The sequence below is a fragment of the Nocardia goodfellowii genome (assembly GCF_017875645.1).
GTDB classification, from domain to species: domain Bacteria; phylum Actinomycetota; class Actinomycetes; order Mycobacteriales; family Mycobacteriaceae; genus Nocardia; species Nocardia goodfellowii.
Map to the genome: position 1 here is coordinate 7467780 of NZ_JAGGMR010000001.1, position 17260 is coordinate 7485039.

At 67.4% G+C, this 17260-nt stretch carries 16 protein-coding genes; 5 read left to right on the forward strand and 11 right to left on the reverse strand.

The genetic code is table 11. The features are described 5' to 3' along the window. Window positions 1-75 precede the first annotated feature (75 nt). Window positions 76-1122 (reverse strand): sulfate ABC transporter substrate-binding protein, encoded by a 1047-nt coding sequence (locus tag BJ987_RS34635; RefSeq protein WP_209897244.1) that lies wholly within the window; start codon window positions 1120-1122, stop codon window positions 76-78. Between the two features lie 195 nt (window positions 1123-1317). Continuing rightward, complete coding sequence (locus tag BJ987_RS38320) at window positions 1318-1407, reverse strand: Ms4533A family Cys-rich leader peptide (protein ID WP_372446918.1); 90 nt, start codon at window positions 1405-1407, stop codon at window positions 1318-1320. A 64-nt stretch (window positions 1408-1471) separates the two neighbouring features. Between BJ987_RS38320 and BJ987_RS34640 the strand changes: the two genes are divergently transcribed. Continuing rightward, window positions 1472-2533: a M48 family metallopeptidase gene (locus tag BJ987_RS34640; RefSeq protein WP_209897245.1), complete on the forward strand. Its 1062-nt coding sequence runs from the start codon at window positions 1472-1474 to the stop codon at window positions 2531-2533. 66 nt (window positions 2534-2599) lie between these two features. On the opposite strand, the gene BJ987_RS34645 is transcribed toward BJ987_RS34640, so the two are convergent. Further along, a complete protein-coding gene (locus tag BJ987_RS34645; protein ID WP_209899763.1) occupies window positions 2600-2896 on the reverse strand; it encodes a hypothetical protein in 297 nt (98 codons plus the stop codon). Window positions 2897-3008: 112 nt separating this feature from the next. On the opposite strand from BJ987_RS34645, the gene BJ987_RS34650 reads away from it, so the two are divergent. Further along, window positions 3009-4988, forward strand: a complete 1980-nt coding sequence (locus tag BJ987_RS34650; protein WP_209897246.1) for a glycoside hydrolase family 15 protein — start codon at window positions 3009-3011, stop codon at window positions 4986-4988. 9 nt (window positions 4989-4997) lie between these two features. Here BJ987_RS34650 and BJ987_RS34655 read toward each other — a convergent pair whose 3' ends face one another. From BJ987_RS34655 to lepA, 3 genes are all read right to left on the reverse strand, one after another. Next, window positions 4998-6803, reverse strand: a complete 1806-nt coding sequence (locus tag BJ987_RS34655; protein ID WP_209897247.1) for a GTP-binding protein — start codon at window positions 6801-6803, stop codon at window positions 4998-5000. A gap of 72 nt (window positions 6804-6875) precedes the next feature. Further along, the gene (locus tag BJ987_RS34660) at window positions 6876-8969 is read right to left on the reverse strand and encodes a hypothetical protein (RefSeq protein ID WP_209897248.1); all 2094 of its coding nucleotides are present in this window, start codon (window positions 8967-8969) and stop codon (window positions 6876-6878) included. Window positions 8970-9203: 234 nt separating this feature from the next. Beyond that, window positions 9204-11063 carry a translation elongation factor 4 gene (gene lepA, locus BJ987_RS34665; RefSeq protein WP_209897249.1) on the reverse strand — a complete coding sequence of 620 codons (1860 nt, stop codon included), beginning with the start codon at window positions 11061-11063 and terminating at the stop codon, window positions 9204-9206. 186 nt (window positions 11064-11249) lie between these two features. On the opposite strand from lepA, the gene BJ987_RS34670 reads away from it, so the two are divergent. Then, window positions 11250-11762: a type II toxin-antitoxin system PemK/MazF family toxin gene (locus BJ987_RS34670; protein WP_209897250.1), complete on the forward strand. Its 513-nt coding sequence runs from the start codon at window positions 11250-11252 to the stop codon at window positions 11760-11762. A 52-nt stretch (window positions 11763-11814) separates the two neighbouring features. Here the strand turns inward: BJ987_RS34670 and BJ987_RS34675 are convergent, their stop codons facing one another. Further along, window positions 11815-12663, reverse strand: a complete 849-nt coding sequence (locus BJ987_RS34675; RefSeq protein WP_209897251.1) for an aquaporin — start codon at window positions 12661-12663, stop codon at window positions 11815-11817. A gap of 278 nt (window positions 12664-12941) precedes the next feature. On the opposite strand from BJ987_RS34675, the gene rpsT reads away from it, so the two are divergent. Both rpsT and BJ987_RS34685 read left to right on the forward strand, forming a co-directional pair. After that, complete coding sequence (gene rpsT / locus BJ987_RS34680; protein WP_209897252.1) at window positions 12942-13202, forward strand: 30S ribosomal protein S20; 261 nt, start codon at window positions 12942-12944, stop codon at window positions 13200-13202. A 148-nt stretch (window positions 13203-13350) separates the two neighbouring features. Further along, window positions 13351-13605 carry a hypothetical protein gene (locus BJ987_RS34685; RefSeq protein WP_209897253.1) on the forward strand — a complete coding sequence of 85 codons (255 nt, stop codon included), beginning with the start codon at window positions 13351-13353 and terminating at the stop codon, window positions 13603-13605. A gap of 69 nt (window positions 13606-13674) precedes the next feature. Here BJ987_RS34685 and BJ987_RS34690 read toward each other — a convergent pair whose 3' ends face one another. From BJ987_RS34690 to BJ987_RS37630, 4 genes are all read right to left on the reverse strand, one after another. Beyond that, window positions 13675-15222 carry an LCP family protein gene (locus BJ987_RS34690; RefSeq protein WP_209897254.1) on the reverse strand — a complete coding sequence of 516 codons (1548 nt, stop codon included), beginning with the start codon at window positions 15220-15222 and terminating at the stop codon, window positions 13675-13677. A 74-nt stretch (window positions 15223-15296) separates the two neighbouring features. Then, window positions 15297-16268 carry a DNA polymerase III subunit delta gene (gene holA, locus BJ987_RS34695; RefSeq protein WP_307869846.1) on the reverse strand — a complete coding sequence of 324 codons (972 nt, stop codon included), beginning with the start codon at window positions 16266-16268 and terminating at the stop codon, window positions 15297-15299. 101 nt (window positions 16269-16369) lie between these two features. Continuing rightward, entirely contained in the window at window positions 16370-16900 is a 531-nt protein-coding gene (locus BJ987_RS34700) for a PIN domain-containing protein (protein WP_307869924.1), read from the reverse strand. Further along, window positions 16819-17256 (reverse strand): hypothetical protein, encoded by a 438-nt coding sequence (locus BJ987_RS37630; RefSeq protein WP_245367876.1) that lies wholly within the window; start codon window positions 17254-17256, stop codon window positions 16819-16821. Before BJ987_RS37630 ends, BJ987_RS34700 begins: the two co-directional genes overlap by 82 nt. Window positions 17257-17260: the final 4 nt, after the last annotated feature.

The following is a 17260-nucleotide window of genomic DNA, read 5'->3' on the forward strand; positions in this document are numbered from 1 at the left end:
ATCAGTATCCCGTGTTCTGGAAGCGGCGAAACGGCGGCGCTGCGCGGGTGTGGGCAGGGCCACCCGCACGTTTCGCTACTTGGTGGCCTTGTCGTAGATGACCGCGACCGAACCGGTGTTCGCGGCGAAGAGCTCCTTGTCGATCTTCTTCCAGCCGCCGAGATCCTCGATGGTCCACAGCTTGCCCGGGGTCGGGAAGTCCTTGGCGAACTCGCCGGCGACCTGCGGGTCGACCGGACGGAAGCCGGCCTCGGCCCAGGCCTTCTGACCGGCCGGGGTGTACAGGAAGTCGCGGAAGGCGACGGCCTTCTCCTGGTTCTTGCTGGTCTTCAGCACCGCGACCGGGTTCTCGATCTTGAAGGTGGTCGGCGGGATGACGTGCTCGATCGGGTCACCGTTGCGCTCGGAGAAGATGGCCTCGTTCTCGTAACTCAGCAGCACGTCGCCGGTGCCCTGCAGGAAGGTTTCGGTGGCTTCGCGGCCGGACTTCGGCTGCACCTTGACGTGCTCCTTGGAGACGAGCTGGCTCAGGTAGTCGAGACCGGCCTGCGGGTTCTTGCCGCCGTCGGACTTGGCCGCATAGGGCGCGAGCAGGTTCCACTTGGCCGAACCGGAGCTGAACGGGTTCGGGGTGACCACCTCGACGCCGGGCTTGAGCAGGTCGTCCCAGTCCTTGATGCCCTTCGGGTTGCCCTTGCGGACGACGATGGCGACCACCGAACCGAACGGAATGCCCTTGGTGGCGCCGGCGTTCCAGTCGGCGTCGACCAGACCGGCGTCGACCAGGCGGGTGATGTCGGGTTCGACCGAGAAGTTCACCACGTCGGCCTCGGCGCCGTCCTTGACCTTGCGGGACTGGTCGCCCGAAGCGCCGTAGGAGGGAAGGATGGAGACGCCCTTGCCCTGTTCGGTCTTGTTGAACTCGGGCACGACCTTGTCGAAGCCCGGCTTCGGTACCGCGTAGGCGTAGAGATTCAGCGTGCCGCCGCTGCCGTCGGCGGCATCGCCGCCCACCGTGTCGCTGGCCCCGCCGCCGCACGCGGACAGGGTCACGGCCGCGAGCGTGGTGAGAGCGACAGCCGCGAAACGGCGACGCGACGAGAGCCGAGAATTGCGAGACATCTCCGGTGGACCTTTCTGAGACCGCCATTTCCTCTGGGAATCATGGCGGAGAGAAGACTGTGAAATCGGTAGACCTGCCGCGCGGATACGCGGACAGTGGCGCGACTTCGGCCGGTGGGCCGTCGGGGTTCGGATGGGCCGCGAAGGAGCGCGCCAGTCTGGGAGGCAGGGACGCGCGGCGAATCCGGTCGCCGATCAGCGACAGAGAATATCCGCGACCGCGAGATTGCCGACCGCGATCAACGCCAGTTCATGGCGGACCCGCGGGACGACACTCGAAGACACAGGCAGACTGTAGCAGAGGCGCACGTAGCGTCTCGAATCCGATCTAGCACGGGGGTACAACTCAATGACCACAAGTCCGGACCGCATCCGTACCCGGTTGCCCGGCATCAGCACCCGCGCCTGGGAGCATCCCGCGGACCGCACCGCCTTGGTGACGCTGCGGTCCCTGGCCGGTTTCGACACCGTCCTGCGCACCCTGTCCGGGTTGCTGCAGGAACGCCAGCACCGGCTGCTCTATCTGGCCACCGCGGTCCGGGTGGACGAACGCCAGTTCCGCGCGCTGCACCAACTGCGCGAGGACTGCGTGGAAATCCTGGACGCACGTACCACACCAGAGATGTTCGTGCTGCAGAGTCCGCACGTGAACGCGCTGACCATCGGCATGGACCGGCCGTTCATCGTGCTCACCACCGGACTCATCGATCTGATGGACACCGAGGAACTGCGTTTCGTGATCGGCCACGAACTCGGGCACGCGCTGTCCGGGCACGCGGTCTACCGCACCATGCTCATGCACCTGCTGCGCATCTCGGCCAATATCGGCTGGATGCCGGTGGGCGGCTGGGCTTTACGCGCGATCGTCGCGGCGCTGATGGAGTGGAGCCGCAAGTCCGAACTGTCCGGCGACCGCGCCGGGCTGCTGTGCGGGCAAGACGTGGACGCCTCGGTGCGCGTGCACATGAAGACCGCGGGCGGCACCTGGGTGAAGGAGATGAACCACGGCGCCTTCCTCGCCCAGGCCGACGATTACGAGCGCTCCGGCGATCTGCGCGACGGGGTGCTGAAACTGCTCAACCTGGAGTTGCAGTCGCATCCGTTCTCGGTCCTGCGGGCCGCCGAATTGCGGCGCTGGATCCAGTCCGGGGAGTACGACCGCATCATCCACGGTCACTACCCGCACCGCGACACCGACAAGAACGCGCGCATCAGCGAGGAGATCAAGGAGGCGGCGCGCAACTACAAGCAGAGCTTCGATCAGTCCGAGGATCCGCTGGTCCGCACGGTACGCAACCTGGGCAAGGATGTCGGGGCCGCGGTGAGCACGGTGGGTCAGGAAGTGGGCGACACCGTCACCAAACTCGGTAAGCGCCTCAACGATTGGCGCAACGGCGGTGCTACCGCGTAAGCAACCAGGCCAGCACGACGAGGACGAGCAGGGCGATCAGGGCGAGCTGGACGCGGGAACGCGGCATCAGCGGACCCCGCTCTGCGCGTGCTCGAGCGATGCCAGGTTCGCCGGGATCTGCAGATCGGGCCGCGCGAAATCGGGGCCGAGGCGGAGTTCGGCGGTGTCGGCGGCCTGGGTCGCGGCGGCGGCGCGGTTGCGGCCCAGTAGCGCCATCGTGACGCGGACGCCGCGGTCCAGCAGGTAAGCGATCGCGAAGCTGATCGGCACCATGCCGACCAGAACCACGAGGAACTGCGGAATGAACGGCAATCCCGCGACCCACAGCTCGAAGCTGTCCCACCATCCTGCGATGCTCTGCACGCCGCCAGCCTAGTAGGCGATCCTGAGAGCAAGCGAACAGCGGACTCAGGGGTGGTAGTCGGATTCGACATAGAGAGTGGACGCCACGGTCGGCGGCGACCCAAGATGAGGTATGGCGTCCTCCGATCACACCGAACCCGCGGATCTGCCGGTACCCAGCGCGATGACGCAGGTGAACCATCATGCCAGCTATCCCCCGATCGACGACTACGCCTTTCTCTCCGACTGCGAGACGACCTGCCTGATCGCCAGCAACGGGGCGGTCGAGTGGATGTGCGTGCCGCGGCCGGACTCACCGAGCATCTTCGGGGCAGTGCTCGATCGCAGCGCGGGTCACTTCCGCCTCGGACCGTACGGCGTCAACGTGCCCGCCGCCCGGCGCTACCTGCCCGGCGGCATGATTCTGGAGACCACCTGGCAAACCCAGACCGGCTGGTTGATCGTGCGCGACGCCCTGGTCCTGGGCCCCTGGCACAACAACGACCAGCGCAGCCGCTCCTACCGCCGCACGCCGATGGACTGGGACGCCGAGCACATGCTGCTGCGCACGGTGAAATGCGTGAACGGCACGGTGGAATTGGAGATGGGCTGCGAACCGGCCTTCGACTACCACCGTGCCACCGCGCGCTGGGAGTACACGGGCAAGGTCTACGAGGAGGCCACGGCCGTCCGCAGCGACGATCCGAGCGCCGGGCCCAGTCTGGTACTGACCACCGATCTACGGCTGGGCCTGGAAGGCCGCGAAGCCCGCGCCCGCACCCGGCTCTCGGAGGGCGACGAACGCTATGTGGCGCTGACCTGGTCGGAGCTGCCGGCACCGCGCACGTTCGACGAGGCCGCGCACAAGATGTGGGCGACCTCGGAATGCTGGCGGCAGTGGATCACCCTCGGCAAGTTCCCCGATCACCCGTGGCGGAACTATTTGCAGCGCAGCGCGCTGACCCTCAAGGGGCTGACCTACGCGCCGACCGGTGCGCTGATGGCCGCCGCCACCACCTCGCTGCCGGAAACGCCCGGCGGGGAACGCAATTGGGACTACCGCTACACCTGGGTGCGCGACTCCAGCTTCGCGCTGTGGGGTCTGTACACCCTGGGACTCGATCGGGAAGCCAACGACTTCTTCGCCTTCCTCAACGACGCCACCACCGACGATCACGGCAAACCGGTGCCACTGCAAGTGCTCTACGGCATCGGTGGCGAACGCGTCATCACCGAGAGCACCCTGGACAACCTGTCCGGCTACGACCGTGCGCAACCGGTCCGCATCGGCAACGGCGCCTACAACCAGGATCAGCACGATATCTGGGGCACCATGCTCGACGCGGTGTATCTGCACGTGAAATCGCGCCAGCGAGTGCCGGAGAAGCTGTGGCCGATGCTGGAACGACAGGTGCAGGCGGCCATCGCGCACTGGCGCGAACCCGATCGCGGCATCTGGGAGGTGCGCGGGGAGCCCCAGCACTTCACCTCCTCGAAGGTGATGTGCTGGGTGGCGCTGGACCGCGGCGCGAAACTGGCCGAACTGCACGGGCAGTTGCGGCACGCCGCCGAGTGGTACGTCATCGCCGAGGAGATCAAATCCGACATCCTGGCCTACGGAGTGAACGCCGACGGCGTCTTCACCCAGACCTACGGCGGCGAAACCCTCGACGCGTCACTGCTTTTGGTGGTGCTGCTGCGGTTCCTGCCGCCCGACGACCCGCGGGTGCGGTCCACCGTGCTCGCGATCGCCGATCACCTCACCGAGAACGGGCTGGTGCTGCGCTATCGCACCGAGACCACCGACGACGGATTGTCCGGAGCCGAGGGCACTTTCACCATCTGCTCGTTCTGGCTGGTGTCGGCACTGGTGGAAATCGGCGAACTGGAACGCGCCCGGCACCTGTGCGAGCGGCTGCTGGGATACGCCAGCCCACTGCGGCTCTACGCCGAGGAGATCGACTCGCGCAGTGGGCGCCACCTCGGGAACTTCCCCCAGGCGTTCACCCATCTGGCGCTCATCAACGCCGTCACGCACGTCATCCGGGCCGAGGAAACCCACAGCGCGGTGAATTTCCAGCCCGCGCATTCCCCGGCGAATCACCCTGGGTGACAAGGCCGTTCAGGCAGCGACGAGAGTCTCGGCGCGTTCCCGGATCGCGCGCAGCGTGCTCATCCGACCGTCGAGTTCGGCGATCCGCTCTTCGCGGCGGTCGCCGTACTTGCCGTAGGCCTCCTCGGCCGCGCGCAGCGACTCGTCGGCGGTGCGCAGCGTGTCGTTGGCGAGATCGGTGAAATGGTCGCGCAGCGCACGCTGCATGGCGCGCAAGCGATTCCGCGATTCCTTGCTCACCTGGAAGATCACGTCGTCCATCAAGCGGGCGACGGCGACCTTGGCTTCGGCGCGGCGGCGCAGTTTGCGATTCTTGCGGTCGTCCCACAGCGCGTTCACGCCCAGCAGCACACCCGCGCCCGCCGAGTACCAGTTCACCAGCGACATGCCGAGCAGGCTGGTGGCCAGGCCGACCATCAGGATGCCGCCGTAGGAGCCGCGCAGACCGGACAGCAGTTGCTGGGTCACACTGGCTTTCGCGCTGTCGAGGGCGTCCAGCGGCGCGACCGGTTCCAGCACCTCGCCCGGATTCTCCAGGCGCAGATCCGGCAGCGGCGGCACGCGATGATCGGCGGGGAACTTCGCGGCGACCTGCTCACACAACTCGACCGATCGGTAGTGCGCCATCACGAAGTTCTCTTCCACGGCCTCGCAGATGCGCGCGTCGAGCTCGGTACCGAAGTCTTTCCAGCCGCGCGCCGGATCGGTCTGCGCGATCTCGGCTTCGGCGTCGCGCACCAGGCTGCGCAGCCGGTGCCGCAGATCGTGCTCGATATCGGCCATCAGCTCGGTGCTGCCGTCCACCAGGGTGACCTGCCAGTTGGCGGTGCGCTGGCGCAGCTCGTCGGCCAGATTGCGCGCGGCCAGCAGCTGCTCGGTGATCTCCGCGCGGCGGCGCGGATCTCGCAGCGCCTCGGCCTCCGAGCGCACCGTCACCGCCAGATGATCGGTGACCAAGCGGATATCGCGGACCGCGGCCTCGATCGCCACGGCATCGGCGCGCGACACCACGTAGTCACGCAAATGGTCGATGAGCTGCGGCATTCCCGATTCGATATCGCGCTGATAGTCGCCTGAAGTCTCGGCCTGCAGGTGCAGCAGCGCCGACACCGGCGCCACCGCGAACCCGAGACCGGCCGCGTCGAGCAGCTCACGGTTGCGCTGCTGCACGTGTGACCACTGCGGGAAACGATCGATCTTGTTCAGCACACAGATCACCGTCGGACACAACTGATGGATCCGCTGCAGATGCTCGAGCTGCGCGGGCGTCAGCTCCCGGCTCGCGTCCACCACGTAGAGCACGGTGTCGGCGGCGGCGATCATCGACCACTTGGTGTGCTCGTCGCCGGCGGCGCCCGGAGCGTCCATCACCACGATGCCGTCGGCGAGCAACGGACTGGGTTCGGTGAACTCGGCCCGGACCACGCCCTGAGCGGTCAGTGCCGGACCTGGGTGCAGCGGGTCCACAGCCTGGCGTTCCACCCGGCCGTTGCCGTGCGACTTCACCAGATTCGCGGTGGCCTGCGGGCCGTACTCCACGATCACCGGCACGCTCAGCGCCGTGTCGGTGGCGCTCACCGGCGCCCCGACCAGGCTGTTGACCAAGGTGCTCATCCCGTGCTTCGGCTCACCCACGACGACCAGACGCACTCGCGGGTCGGTGACCCGCGCGCGCACCATGCCCAAACGGCCCCCGAGATCGTCGCGGCCCGCGGCTCGGGCCATCTCGCGCAGTTCGTCCAGAATCCGGATGAGCGGGGCCATCGCGTCCGGATGTTTCACCGTCGCGGCCTTCAGCCCTGCTGCGGCAGACAACCCTGCTCCTTACTCTTGCTTCTATCTTCGCGTGCGCGGAGGAAACCCCTTGGTACCCGTTCGTCGAAGCGGCTACACCAACGTGACGTCCGTCCCGTCGTGCTGCGACAGCGGCGAATCCTGGTGCGGCATAAGCCCGCTGGACAACCCCGAGGCGAACAACAGGTGATCGCCGGGCGGAGTGTACTGGGCGGCCTGATAGTCGACGGTGTCGCTGATCGGCTTCGGGTTCGGGTTGAGCGTCACCGGCGGCTTGATCGGAGTCACCGGGGCCTGGGTCGGAATATGCACCGGGGGCGGAGCGATATCGGCCGTCGGCACCGTGATGCTGTGCGTCATCGTCGGCTGCTGCGTCGGCAGCGAGACGGTCGGCACGTCCACCGTGCTGGGCACCTCGACGGTCGGCCGGGTGTGCGTCGGATCCACCGTCTTCGGCGGGGTCGGCGCCGGCTGCTGCGTGGTCGGCACGCTCGGCCGGGTGCCATCCGGATCGATGGTCGGGGCCGGCTTGGTGCCGGGCAGCGACGGGGTGACGGTCGCACCCGGAATCTTGCTGGGCGTGCCGTCCAGATCGATGGTCGGGACCGGCAGCGTGACGCCCGGCGTGTTCGTGATGCCGCCCAGATCGGGGAGCTTCCCGGTGGTCGGATCGAGCGGGTTGCCCGTCGCCGGAACCGGAACCGAGTTGGTGATCGTGGTGGGCACCTTGCTCACCGGGCTGGTTCCGGTGTGCCCGATATCGGGGTGCCGTGGGTCGAGGCTCGTCGCCGGCACCGGCTTCGGCGGATCGAACAAGGCGGGCGCGACCGCCGCGGGGGCGGTCAGCGGGGAGGCGCCGCTGGGACCCGTCAGCACATTCGCGATCGGGGTACTCGCGGCCTCGGGCTGGATCGTGGTCTGCAGCGGCGTCGCCGCCACCGGCTGGACCACGACGGGCGCGGCGACAGCGGGGGCTACCGGAACCGGCGCGACAGTCGCCGGCGCTACCGGGGCGGGAGCGGCCGGGGCGACCGGAGCCGGGGCCGCCGCCGCGACGGGAGCGGGTGCGACGTGCGCGATCGGAACCGGAGCGGCCAGGGCCGGGGCGACGGGCGCGGCGGCCGGAGCCGTAGTCGAGCCGGGCGTACCGCCCGTGCCGAGACCCGAATTGGCGGACCCGGCTTGGTCATTGGTGGCTCGGGCCGAGCCCGTGCCCGCGCTGGGCTTGCTGTCGAGCCAGTCCGAGAACTGATCGAGTTGGTCGCCGACATTGTCGCCCACGGCCGCCTGCACCGACACCTCCGCGGACGCCTCCAGCCACGCCTCCGTGTGCAGGTACAACCCGTCCTGCTCGTTGAGACCGAATTCGACGGTGAACTCGCCGTCCAGTTTCGCGCTCGAGTCGACACCGAAGAAGATGCCGAAATCGGAGTCGGTGCCGCTGTCGTTATCGCCGAACAGTCCGCCGTTGCCGAACAGACTGTCCCAAGAGTCGCCGTCGAGTTCGGCGGACGGGCCGAAACCGTTGCCGCTCCCGTGATCCGGCGTGTGCGCGGTGGCGTCTTCCGCGTCGCCCGCGGCCGGAACGCGCAGACCGAAGGGATCCGGGCCACTGAAGGCCTGGGTACCGGGCAGCGCGAACGGGCTGTGGCCGGGCAGCGCGTGGTCCGGGCTGTCCAGCCAATCCATCGGACCGGACTCCGCCTGGCTGGACTGCGTACTGCCGTCCACCCAGCCGGGGGCCGAAGGATCGTCGTCCGGCGTCTCCTCCGTGAAATACCAGCTCGTGGTCTGGTCGGAGGAATCCCAGGAGGCCCGGCTGTCCGGCTCCATCCAGCCCGGGGTGGACGGAGCATGTTCCAGCGGCGCGGGCTGCGGCTGCTGCGAGTGCGACGGCTCGGGCGGCGCCCAGGTCGGTTCGGGATCCGGGAAGGTGACCACCGGACTCGGCACATCCGGGTCGGGGTCGGGATCGGTGTGTGCCCAGCCCGTGTGCAAGCTGTCGAGGCGCGCGTCACCGGGGCGCGCGGGCGTACCGGTGTTGGACGCGACCAGCGCGCCGCCGGTGACATACGCCCCCGCCCGCGCCACCCGCGCGACACCGGTCGCTACCCGATAGGCCATATCACTGCCGGCCTCGTCCACCTCGGTGTCATCAGTGCCGTCGAAGGGCAGGTCACGCGTCATGCAAGGCTCCACATCTAGGTTCCAGCATCCTCACCACTGAGCCCACCCACCCCGACGGCCGACGCCGCCTGCCGACCCCCGAAGGCCCGGACCGAGTGAAGATCACCTCGAGGATATTTGCGCAGAACCCAACTGTCACATCCTCCAAGAAGTTCGAGTTCGTGACGGTGACGAGCACCATAACCCTGCCATCCGGAAAACCGACCGACAAGCCCCTTATTCGGGGGCTCGAGACTACTTCCCCTTCGGCTTATCCGAGGCGGCGTCCGAGGACAGGGCGGCCACGAAAGCTTCCTGCGGAACATCGACGCGGCCGATGGTCTTCATCCGCTTCTTGCCTTCCTTCTGCTTCTCCAGCAGCTTGCGCTTGCGGCTGATGTCACCGCCATAGCACTTGGCGAGCACGTCCTTGCGGATGGCGCGGATGTTCTCGCGGGCAATGATCTTCGAGCCGATGGCGGCCTGGATCGGCACCTCGAACTGCTGGCGCGGAATGAGTTCCCGCAGCTTGGTGGTCATCTTGTTGCCGTAGGCCTGCGCCGCGTCCCGGTGCACGATGGCACTGAACGCGTCCACGGCCTCACCCTGCAGCAGGATGTCCACCTTGACCAGCGCGGCCGTCTGTTCGCCGGCCTCTTCGTAATCCAGGCTGGCGTAGCCGCGGGTGCGCGACTTCAGCGAATCGAAGAAATCGAAGATGATCTCGGCCATCGGCATCGTGTAGCGCAGCTCGACGCGAGTCTCCGACAGGTAGTCCATGCCGCCGAGCTCGCCGCGGCGACTCTGGCACAACTCCATGATGGAGCCGATGAACTCGCTCGGGGAGATGATGGTGCACTTCACGATGGGCTCGAAGACGGCGCGCGCCTTGCCTTCCGGCCAGTACGAGGGGTTGGTGACGACATGCTCCTTGCCGTCTTCCATCTCCACGCGGTACACCACGTTCGGTGCGGTCGAGATCAGGTCCAGGTCGAATTCGCGCTGCAGCCGCTCCCGGGTGATCTCCATGTGCAGCAGACCCAGGAAGCCGCAGCGGAAGCCGAAGCCCAGCGCCACCGAGGTCTCCGGCTCGTAGGTGAGCGCGGCGTCGTTGAGTTGCAGCTTGTCCAGCGCGTCGCGCAGGTCCGGGTAGTCCGAGCCGTCGACGGGGTACAGGCCCGAGTAGACCATCGGCCGCGGTTCGCGGTAACCGGTGAGGGCCTGGGTGGCCCCGTTGCGTGCGTGCGTGACCGTGTCGCCGACCTTGGACTGACGCACGTCCTTCACGCCGGTGATCAGATAACCGACCTCGCCGACGCCCAGCCCCTGTGTGGGTTTCGGTTCCGGCGAGACGATGCCGATCTCCAGCAATTCGTGCGTCGCGCCGGTGGACATCATCTTGATCTTCTCGCGCGGGGTCAGCTTGCCGTCCACCACACGCACATAGGTGACGACGCCGCGGTAGGTGTCGTAGACCGAGTCGAAGATCATGGCGCGGGCCGGGGCGTCGGGATCGCCGACCGGGGCCGGCACCACCTCGATCACCTTGTCCAGCAACTCCGTCACGCCGACACCGGTCTTGCCGGAGACGCGCAGCACCTCGTCCGGCTCACAGCCGATGATGTGCGCGATCTCGGCCGCGTAGCGGTCCGGATCGGCCGCCGGCAGATCGATCTTGTTGAGCACCGGGATGATCGTCAGATCCTTGTCCAGCGCCAGGTACAGGTTGGCCAGCGTCTGTGCCTCGATGCCCTGGGCGGCGTCGACCAGCAGCACCGCGCCTTCGCAAGCCTCGAGCGCGCGCGAGACCTCGTAGGTGAAGTCGACGTGACCGGGAGTGTCGATGAGATGCAGTACGTAGTCGGTGTCGCCCACCTTCCACGGCAACCGCACGTTCTGCGCCTTGATGGTGATGCCGCGCTCGCGCTCGATATCCATCCGGTCCAGGTACTGGGCGCGCATCGCCCGCTCCTCGACCACACCGGTGAGCTGCAGCATCCGATCGGCCAGCGTCGACTTGCCATGGTCGATGTGCGCGATGATGCAGAAGTTCCGGATCCGGGCGGGATCGGTGAACGTTGTGTCGGCGAAGCTGGCAGGCACTCCACTCCTCATGGGTATCGGCAAACTAGCCCCTATCGTCCCACGAGCACGCGGCACCGAATGCCACTGGTGCGTCGTAGCGCAGGTCACAACCCGGTGCGAGCGATCCGCCGCTGGTCAGGCCGGCCGGCAATCCCGCGCCGGCGCAAGGCATTCCGCGCGGATGAGAACAGCGCGACCCGCCGTTACCATCCAAGAATGGCCCGAACTTGGAACACGATCGGCAAGCAGCTCGGCATCATCGCCAAAGCGCAGGGCCCGAAGATCGGCAAGAAGAGAGGACGCAACGGCCCGGCCATCACGGTCCGCCCGGCGGCGTCCACGCCCGTACCGACCGCGCATCGCGCGCGGCAGATCGTCTACTGCCCGCACCTGGACGGCCGCGCCGATCCGGGCGAGATCGTCTGGACCTGGGTGCCCTACGAAGAGGATCCGAACAACGGGAAAGACCGGCCGGTGCTCGTCGTCGGCCGCGACCGCGCCACCCTGCTCGGGCTGATGCTCTCGTCGAATCCCGAGCGCGCCCGCGACCACAACTGGGTCGGCATCGGCAGCGGCCCCTGGGACCACGAGGGTCGACCCAGCTGGGTCCGGCTGGATCGGGTGCTCGATGTGCCGGAGGCGGGAATTCGCCGCGAGGGGGCGATCGTGCCGCGCAAGAGTTTCGATCTGGTCGCGCACCGGCTCGTCATCGAATATCACTGGAGCTGAAACGATTCGACCCCGGCTCGGTGATCACCGGGCCGGGGTCGAGTGCGCTGGATCAGGCGGCCGAGGTCTCGCGGGTGCCGCGCCCGAAGATCATCGCGTACACCAGCGCACCGAGTACGCCGCCGATCAGCGGGAACACGATGAACGCCCACACCTGACCGGGCGCACCGTTCTGGTACCACGCGACGGCGAGGCTGCGAGCCGGGTTGACCGAGGTGTTGTCCACCGGAATCGAGATCAGGTGGATCACGGCCAGGGTGACGCCGATGGACAGACCGGCCAGCGGTGCGTCGGAAATCTCGTCGGTGGAAGCCAGCACCACGAAGACCAGCAGCGCGGTCAGCATCACCTCGATGATGATCATCGAGGCCAGGCCGTAGCCGTTCTGGATGACAACCTGCCCGAGCGGCCCCGTCTCGGCAGACGGGCTGTGCGCGCCCCAGCCGTTGGCCCCGAGACCGTCCACGGCCCGGTCGTAGGAGGGCAGGTTCTTCGCGAGCGCGAACAGCACCAGACCGGCCAGCAATCCGCCGACCACCTGCGAGATCCAGTACCCGACCGCGTTGCGGGTAGAGATTCGGCCCATCAGCATCTGCCCCAGCGTCACCGCCGGATTGACGTGGCAGCCGGAGATCGGCCCGATCGCGTAGACCAGGAACATCAGGGTGAGACCGAAGGCGAGCGCCACCCCCAGCGCACCGACCCGCTCCCCCGCCAGCACCGCGGTACCCACACCGCCCATCACCAGGATGAACGTGCCGAGGGCCTCAGCGGCGAACTTCTTGCCCGCGGGCACCTCCACCAGTCCCCCGGGAACCTGGGGGTAGGCGCCCGGGGGAATGTTGTCGCCGCCGGATGCGACGACCTCTTCGCTGACAATTTCCCGCTCCGCGTCAGACATCTGCCACCTTCCGCCGTTCATAGCCACTGGGGACGAGATACCGCTGGAAAATCACGCCTACGGCCGCGCCGAGACGCGGGACGTCTGCGCTGAAGATACCGTTCACGAGGGACAATTCCCGGGAGGTCGCGCACCGATTTCGTGCCCTGCGGGGTGGCTGGTACCCTTGATCTTCGGCGTTGCGTGACCGGAAAACTCCGGGTGTGTCGCACGCGTACGACTTGCTTTACAGATTCCGTCAGCACAGACCCCCAGCGAAGGAACACGAGGAAACAGGCGTGGCCAACATCAAGTCCCAGATGAAGCGGATCCGTACCAACGAAGCCGCTCGCAAGCGCAACCAGTCGGTGAAGTCCGCACTGCGCACCGCGATCCGCAGCTTCCGCGAGGCCGCCGCCGCCGGCGACAAGGACGCCGCCGCAGCGCGTCTGCAGGCCGCCAGCAAGAAGCTGGACAAGGCCGCCTCGAAGGGCGTCATCCACGCCAACCAGGCTGCCAACAAGAAGTCGGCGCTGGCGCTCGCGCTGAACAAGCTCTGATATTCCGGTAGCGGGTTCCGCTACCACCCAGGCATTGACGCAGCCGCCGTGGCTTTGACGACCACGGCGGCTTTTGTCGTGCCGGTACCAGGGTTCAGTTCACCCGGTAGTTGCCAGCTTGTCGGTGGGGGCGGTTACCATTCCGCGCATGGTTACCGTGTACGCGAATCAGACTGTGGTCAGGGCCGAGGATCTGCCGGAGGTGATTCGGGCGGCCGAGGTGCTAGGAATCGGGATCAAGATCGAGAACGTGCTGGTTCCGGATGAGGACGGTACCCAGTCGCTGGAATGGATCGTCACCAGGGAAGAAGACGTCCCGGCCTACGAGGAATGGGAAGGCCGCTACGAGGAGTCCGACGAGGACGAGGACGAGCCGGTCTTCGCGGCCGCCGCCGGCGAATAACGCCCTCGGGACGGCCTTGCCGGGCGGGCTCGATCCGCCCGGCCGATACCGTCGGCTCGGTTGACGGGTCTAGTTCACGCAGGGGATGGAATCACCGGCGATGACGGTGTCCACCGGTTTGCCCGCATCTGGGGTTCCGCTGGTGGCGACCGGGGTGGTGGTCAGGTCGGCGGGGAGGGTGAAATCGCTGCCCAGCACCACTTTCAGCCGGCCCGTGGCTACCGATGCGGATTCCGCGACGGGGAGACCGAGGGTGTCGGCCAGACGCTTGGCGTCGGCTTCGCCGCCCGACGGGTAGTAGATGGTCGATGTCGTCGTCATGGTCGTGCCGTTTCCGACAGCGCCCGCTGTATAGCCGCGGCTGCTCAAAGCTGCGGACAGGGTCGCCGCCATGCCGTCCGCGGCGCCCGAGTTCGACACGTCGACGGTGCCGGTCGGCGAGGTCTGCGCGGGCATGGGCGTAGCGCTGAACGCGGCGGCGACCTCGCGGCGGATGGCCGCCGGGTCGACGATGTTCACCTCCTGCCCATCCACGATGTCGTAGCGCAGGATCGGGAGCGTGCGGAATTCCACGGCGGGACTACCGGCCGCGCCGAGGGTGCGCAGGAAGTCGGTGACGTTCCAGCCCTGGGAAAGCACCACGTCGCGGTGCGCGGCGTCCATCAGCGCCGATAGTTTGCCGACGTCGGTGAACGTGCCCGACTTCCGCAGATCCAGCGCGACCGAGGTCAGAAAAGCCTGTTGGCGGTGGGTGCGATCCAGGTCGCCGTTCTCCAGGCCGTGACGCTGGCGGACGAAGGCCAGGGACTGCTCCGGGTTCAGCCGCTGCCGGCCCGCCGGGAAGTCGGCGCCGGAGTACTCGAGGTCCCGCACCGGCTTCTTCAGGCAGACCTCGACGCCGCCGAGCGCCTGCGACAGGTCGTAGAAACCGGCCAGGTTCACCTCGGCGAACCGATCGATCGGGACGCCGGTCAGGTCGCGCACGGCATTGACGACAGAGGCTCGGCCCGCCTCCCGGGCGGCGAACTCCATGGCCTTCTGGTCCGTCATGCCCTGGGCAGCCAGTTGATCATGCACCGCGGCCTTCTTCAGGCCGTAGGCTTCCTTGATCTTGACGTTGGTGTAGCCCGGGATACCGGACACTTTGACGTAGTCGTCGCGGGGAATCGACACCGCGGTGATTTTCTTCATGTCCGCCGGGATGTGCACCAGAATCAAGGTATTCGCGTTGTAGCCGCCCTCCTGACCGTCACCGGCGTGCAGCTTGTCCAGTACCTGTTTCGGGAGGTCGTCGCCGTTCAGGTCCTTGCGACTGTCCAGGCCGATCAGCAGGATATTCAGATCGCCGCCGAGTGAGCGGGGGCCGTCGCCGATGGCGTCGGACCGGCCGAAGCCGTTGTCGAAACTGCTCTCCGTGGCCCAGCCGACGGCGGTGCCCGCGAGGACGACGGCCGACAGGGCTCCCGCCGCCACCCTGGTCGCGAGACGGCCGCGGCGGCGCGGGCCGGAACTCCGGTGCGCCGAACGGTTTTCGCGACGAGAACGGCGCCGAGCGTGCCGGGTGCCGGCACGCTCGGAGTTGTCGAATCTGGAGCTGGGTCCCGCGTATTCGTCCATAGCCACCTTCCACACTGCCCGATAGCTGGACGTTTGCCCACGTGATAGTGGTCTCGTGCGGACGTTTTCGCAGGTCAGCCGGCGGCGTACAGATCCAGGATGCGGGTCAGCGCATGCTCGAGGGCGTAGCTGGAATCCGCGGCACCGCCCTTCACATCGGCATTGAGCGTGGCGACGACCTGCAGGGCGGAACCGATGGTGGCGGGCGTCCAATTGCGGGCCTGCGCCTGGGCCTTCTTCACCTTCCACGGCGGCATGCCCAGCGACTGCGCCAGCTTGAACGGGTCGCCACGGCCGGCCGAACCTACCCGCGCGATGGTGTGCACCGAATCGGCCAGCGCGTCGGCCAGCAGCACATGCGGGACACCGCGATCATTGGCCCAGCGCAGCGCCTCCATCGCGGCCGGCCGATCACCCGTCACCGCGAGCTCGGCGACATCGAAGCCGGAGATCTCGGCCTTGCCGGAGTAATAGCGGCGCACGGCGGCGACATCGATCTTGCCGCCGGTATCGGCGGCCAGCTGCGAACAGGCGGCGGCCAACTCCCGCAACTCCGAGCCGACGGCCTCGATCATCACCTGCACGACATCGGGCGATACTCGGACACCAGCCGCGCGGAACTCGGCCCGCACGAACTCGACCCGCTCGGCGGCCTTCGTCAATTTGGCGCAGTTGTGCACCACCGCGCCCGCCTTCTGCAGCGCCGGAGCCAGGGCCTTCGCCCGGCCGCCACCGGAATGCACCACCACCAGAACCACACCCTCCGGTGGGTCGGTGGCCGCTTCGGTGATCACCGCGACCGCGTCCTTGCCCGCCTCCGCGGCCGACTCCAGCACGATCACGCGGTCCTCGGCGAACAGCGAAGGGCTCAGCAGCTCAGCCAGTTCCGCGGTGCTCGCGTCACCGGCACGCATCCGATCCACTGGAACCCCTTCGGGATCCGGCGCGACAGCACGCACCTGCCTGGTGATCTCGGCGATGGCCCGCTCGACGAGCAACTCCTCGTCGCCGAGCACCAACTGGACGGACGCGGGGCGCTCACTCACCGGCGGACCGCCGCACCGGCCGGAGTGCATTGCTCGATCGCTCGCTGCGCTGGGCTCACGACGGAGATCCTACGGTCCCGCACCGACACTCCGCCCGGGCCTCATAGCGTGCCCTTCTGGGCCACCCACTCGTGCCGGAATTCCGGTACGACGGTCTTGATGTGGTCGAAGTCCGCGTCGTAGTGCACCACGGTGACGTTGTAGCGGAGCGCGATCGCCGCGATGGCGCAATCGACCACGCCCACGGAACGCATCCGGCCGGAATGCCACAGTCGTTGCTGGATATCCAAGGCCATCGCATGTGTAGTCGGCGTGGGCTCCAACAACGTATGCCGCCGCAATTCTGCGTTGTAGGTGTCCCACTGGTTCGGATTCCGCGCTGTGAACAACAGCTCGAGCAGTTGCACGGTAGTGGTCACCAGTAGGGCACGTGCGTAACGCTGGGAGATCGCTCGCTCGTCGAGCTGTCCAGATTTGATCCGTGACCACGCACTGCAATCCAGCAGATACGGTCCGCGGGCGCGGAAGCCACCGAGTGAACCCGGCGAATTCAGCGACGGGCTTGCGCCCGAAATTCGGGATCGGCCAGCCGGGCCAGATCCGATGGGACCGCCAAAATGCGCTGCACCGATTCCGACTGCCGCTGGTGCAGCAGAGCGAACCGGACCAGATCCAGCAGCATCTCCTCTTCGCCGGGATAGCCGAGCTCTCGACGCGCATCCTCCAGAAACCCTTCGCGCGCCGCCACTGTCGTCGGCTTCCACTCCCCCGGTAAGTAGAACCAGTCCGGGTACCGGATCGGAAGTGGCTCCCCCCAAGGGCCGGGATCGGTCGCCTGCTCCTCCAGAGGGTTCTGCCGGATGTAGGCCAACTCTCGCCGCACCAGGTCCACCAGCATCTCTTGCTGGGTCGCGTAACCCAGCTCGTTCCTGGCCTCCTTCAGGAATCCGACGGGAGCATGGAATTTGGTTCTCTGCATCGCCGCCATGGGC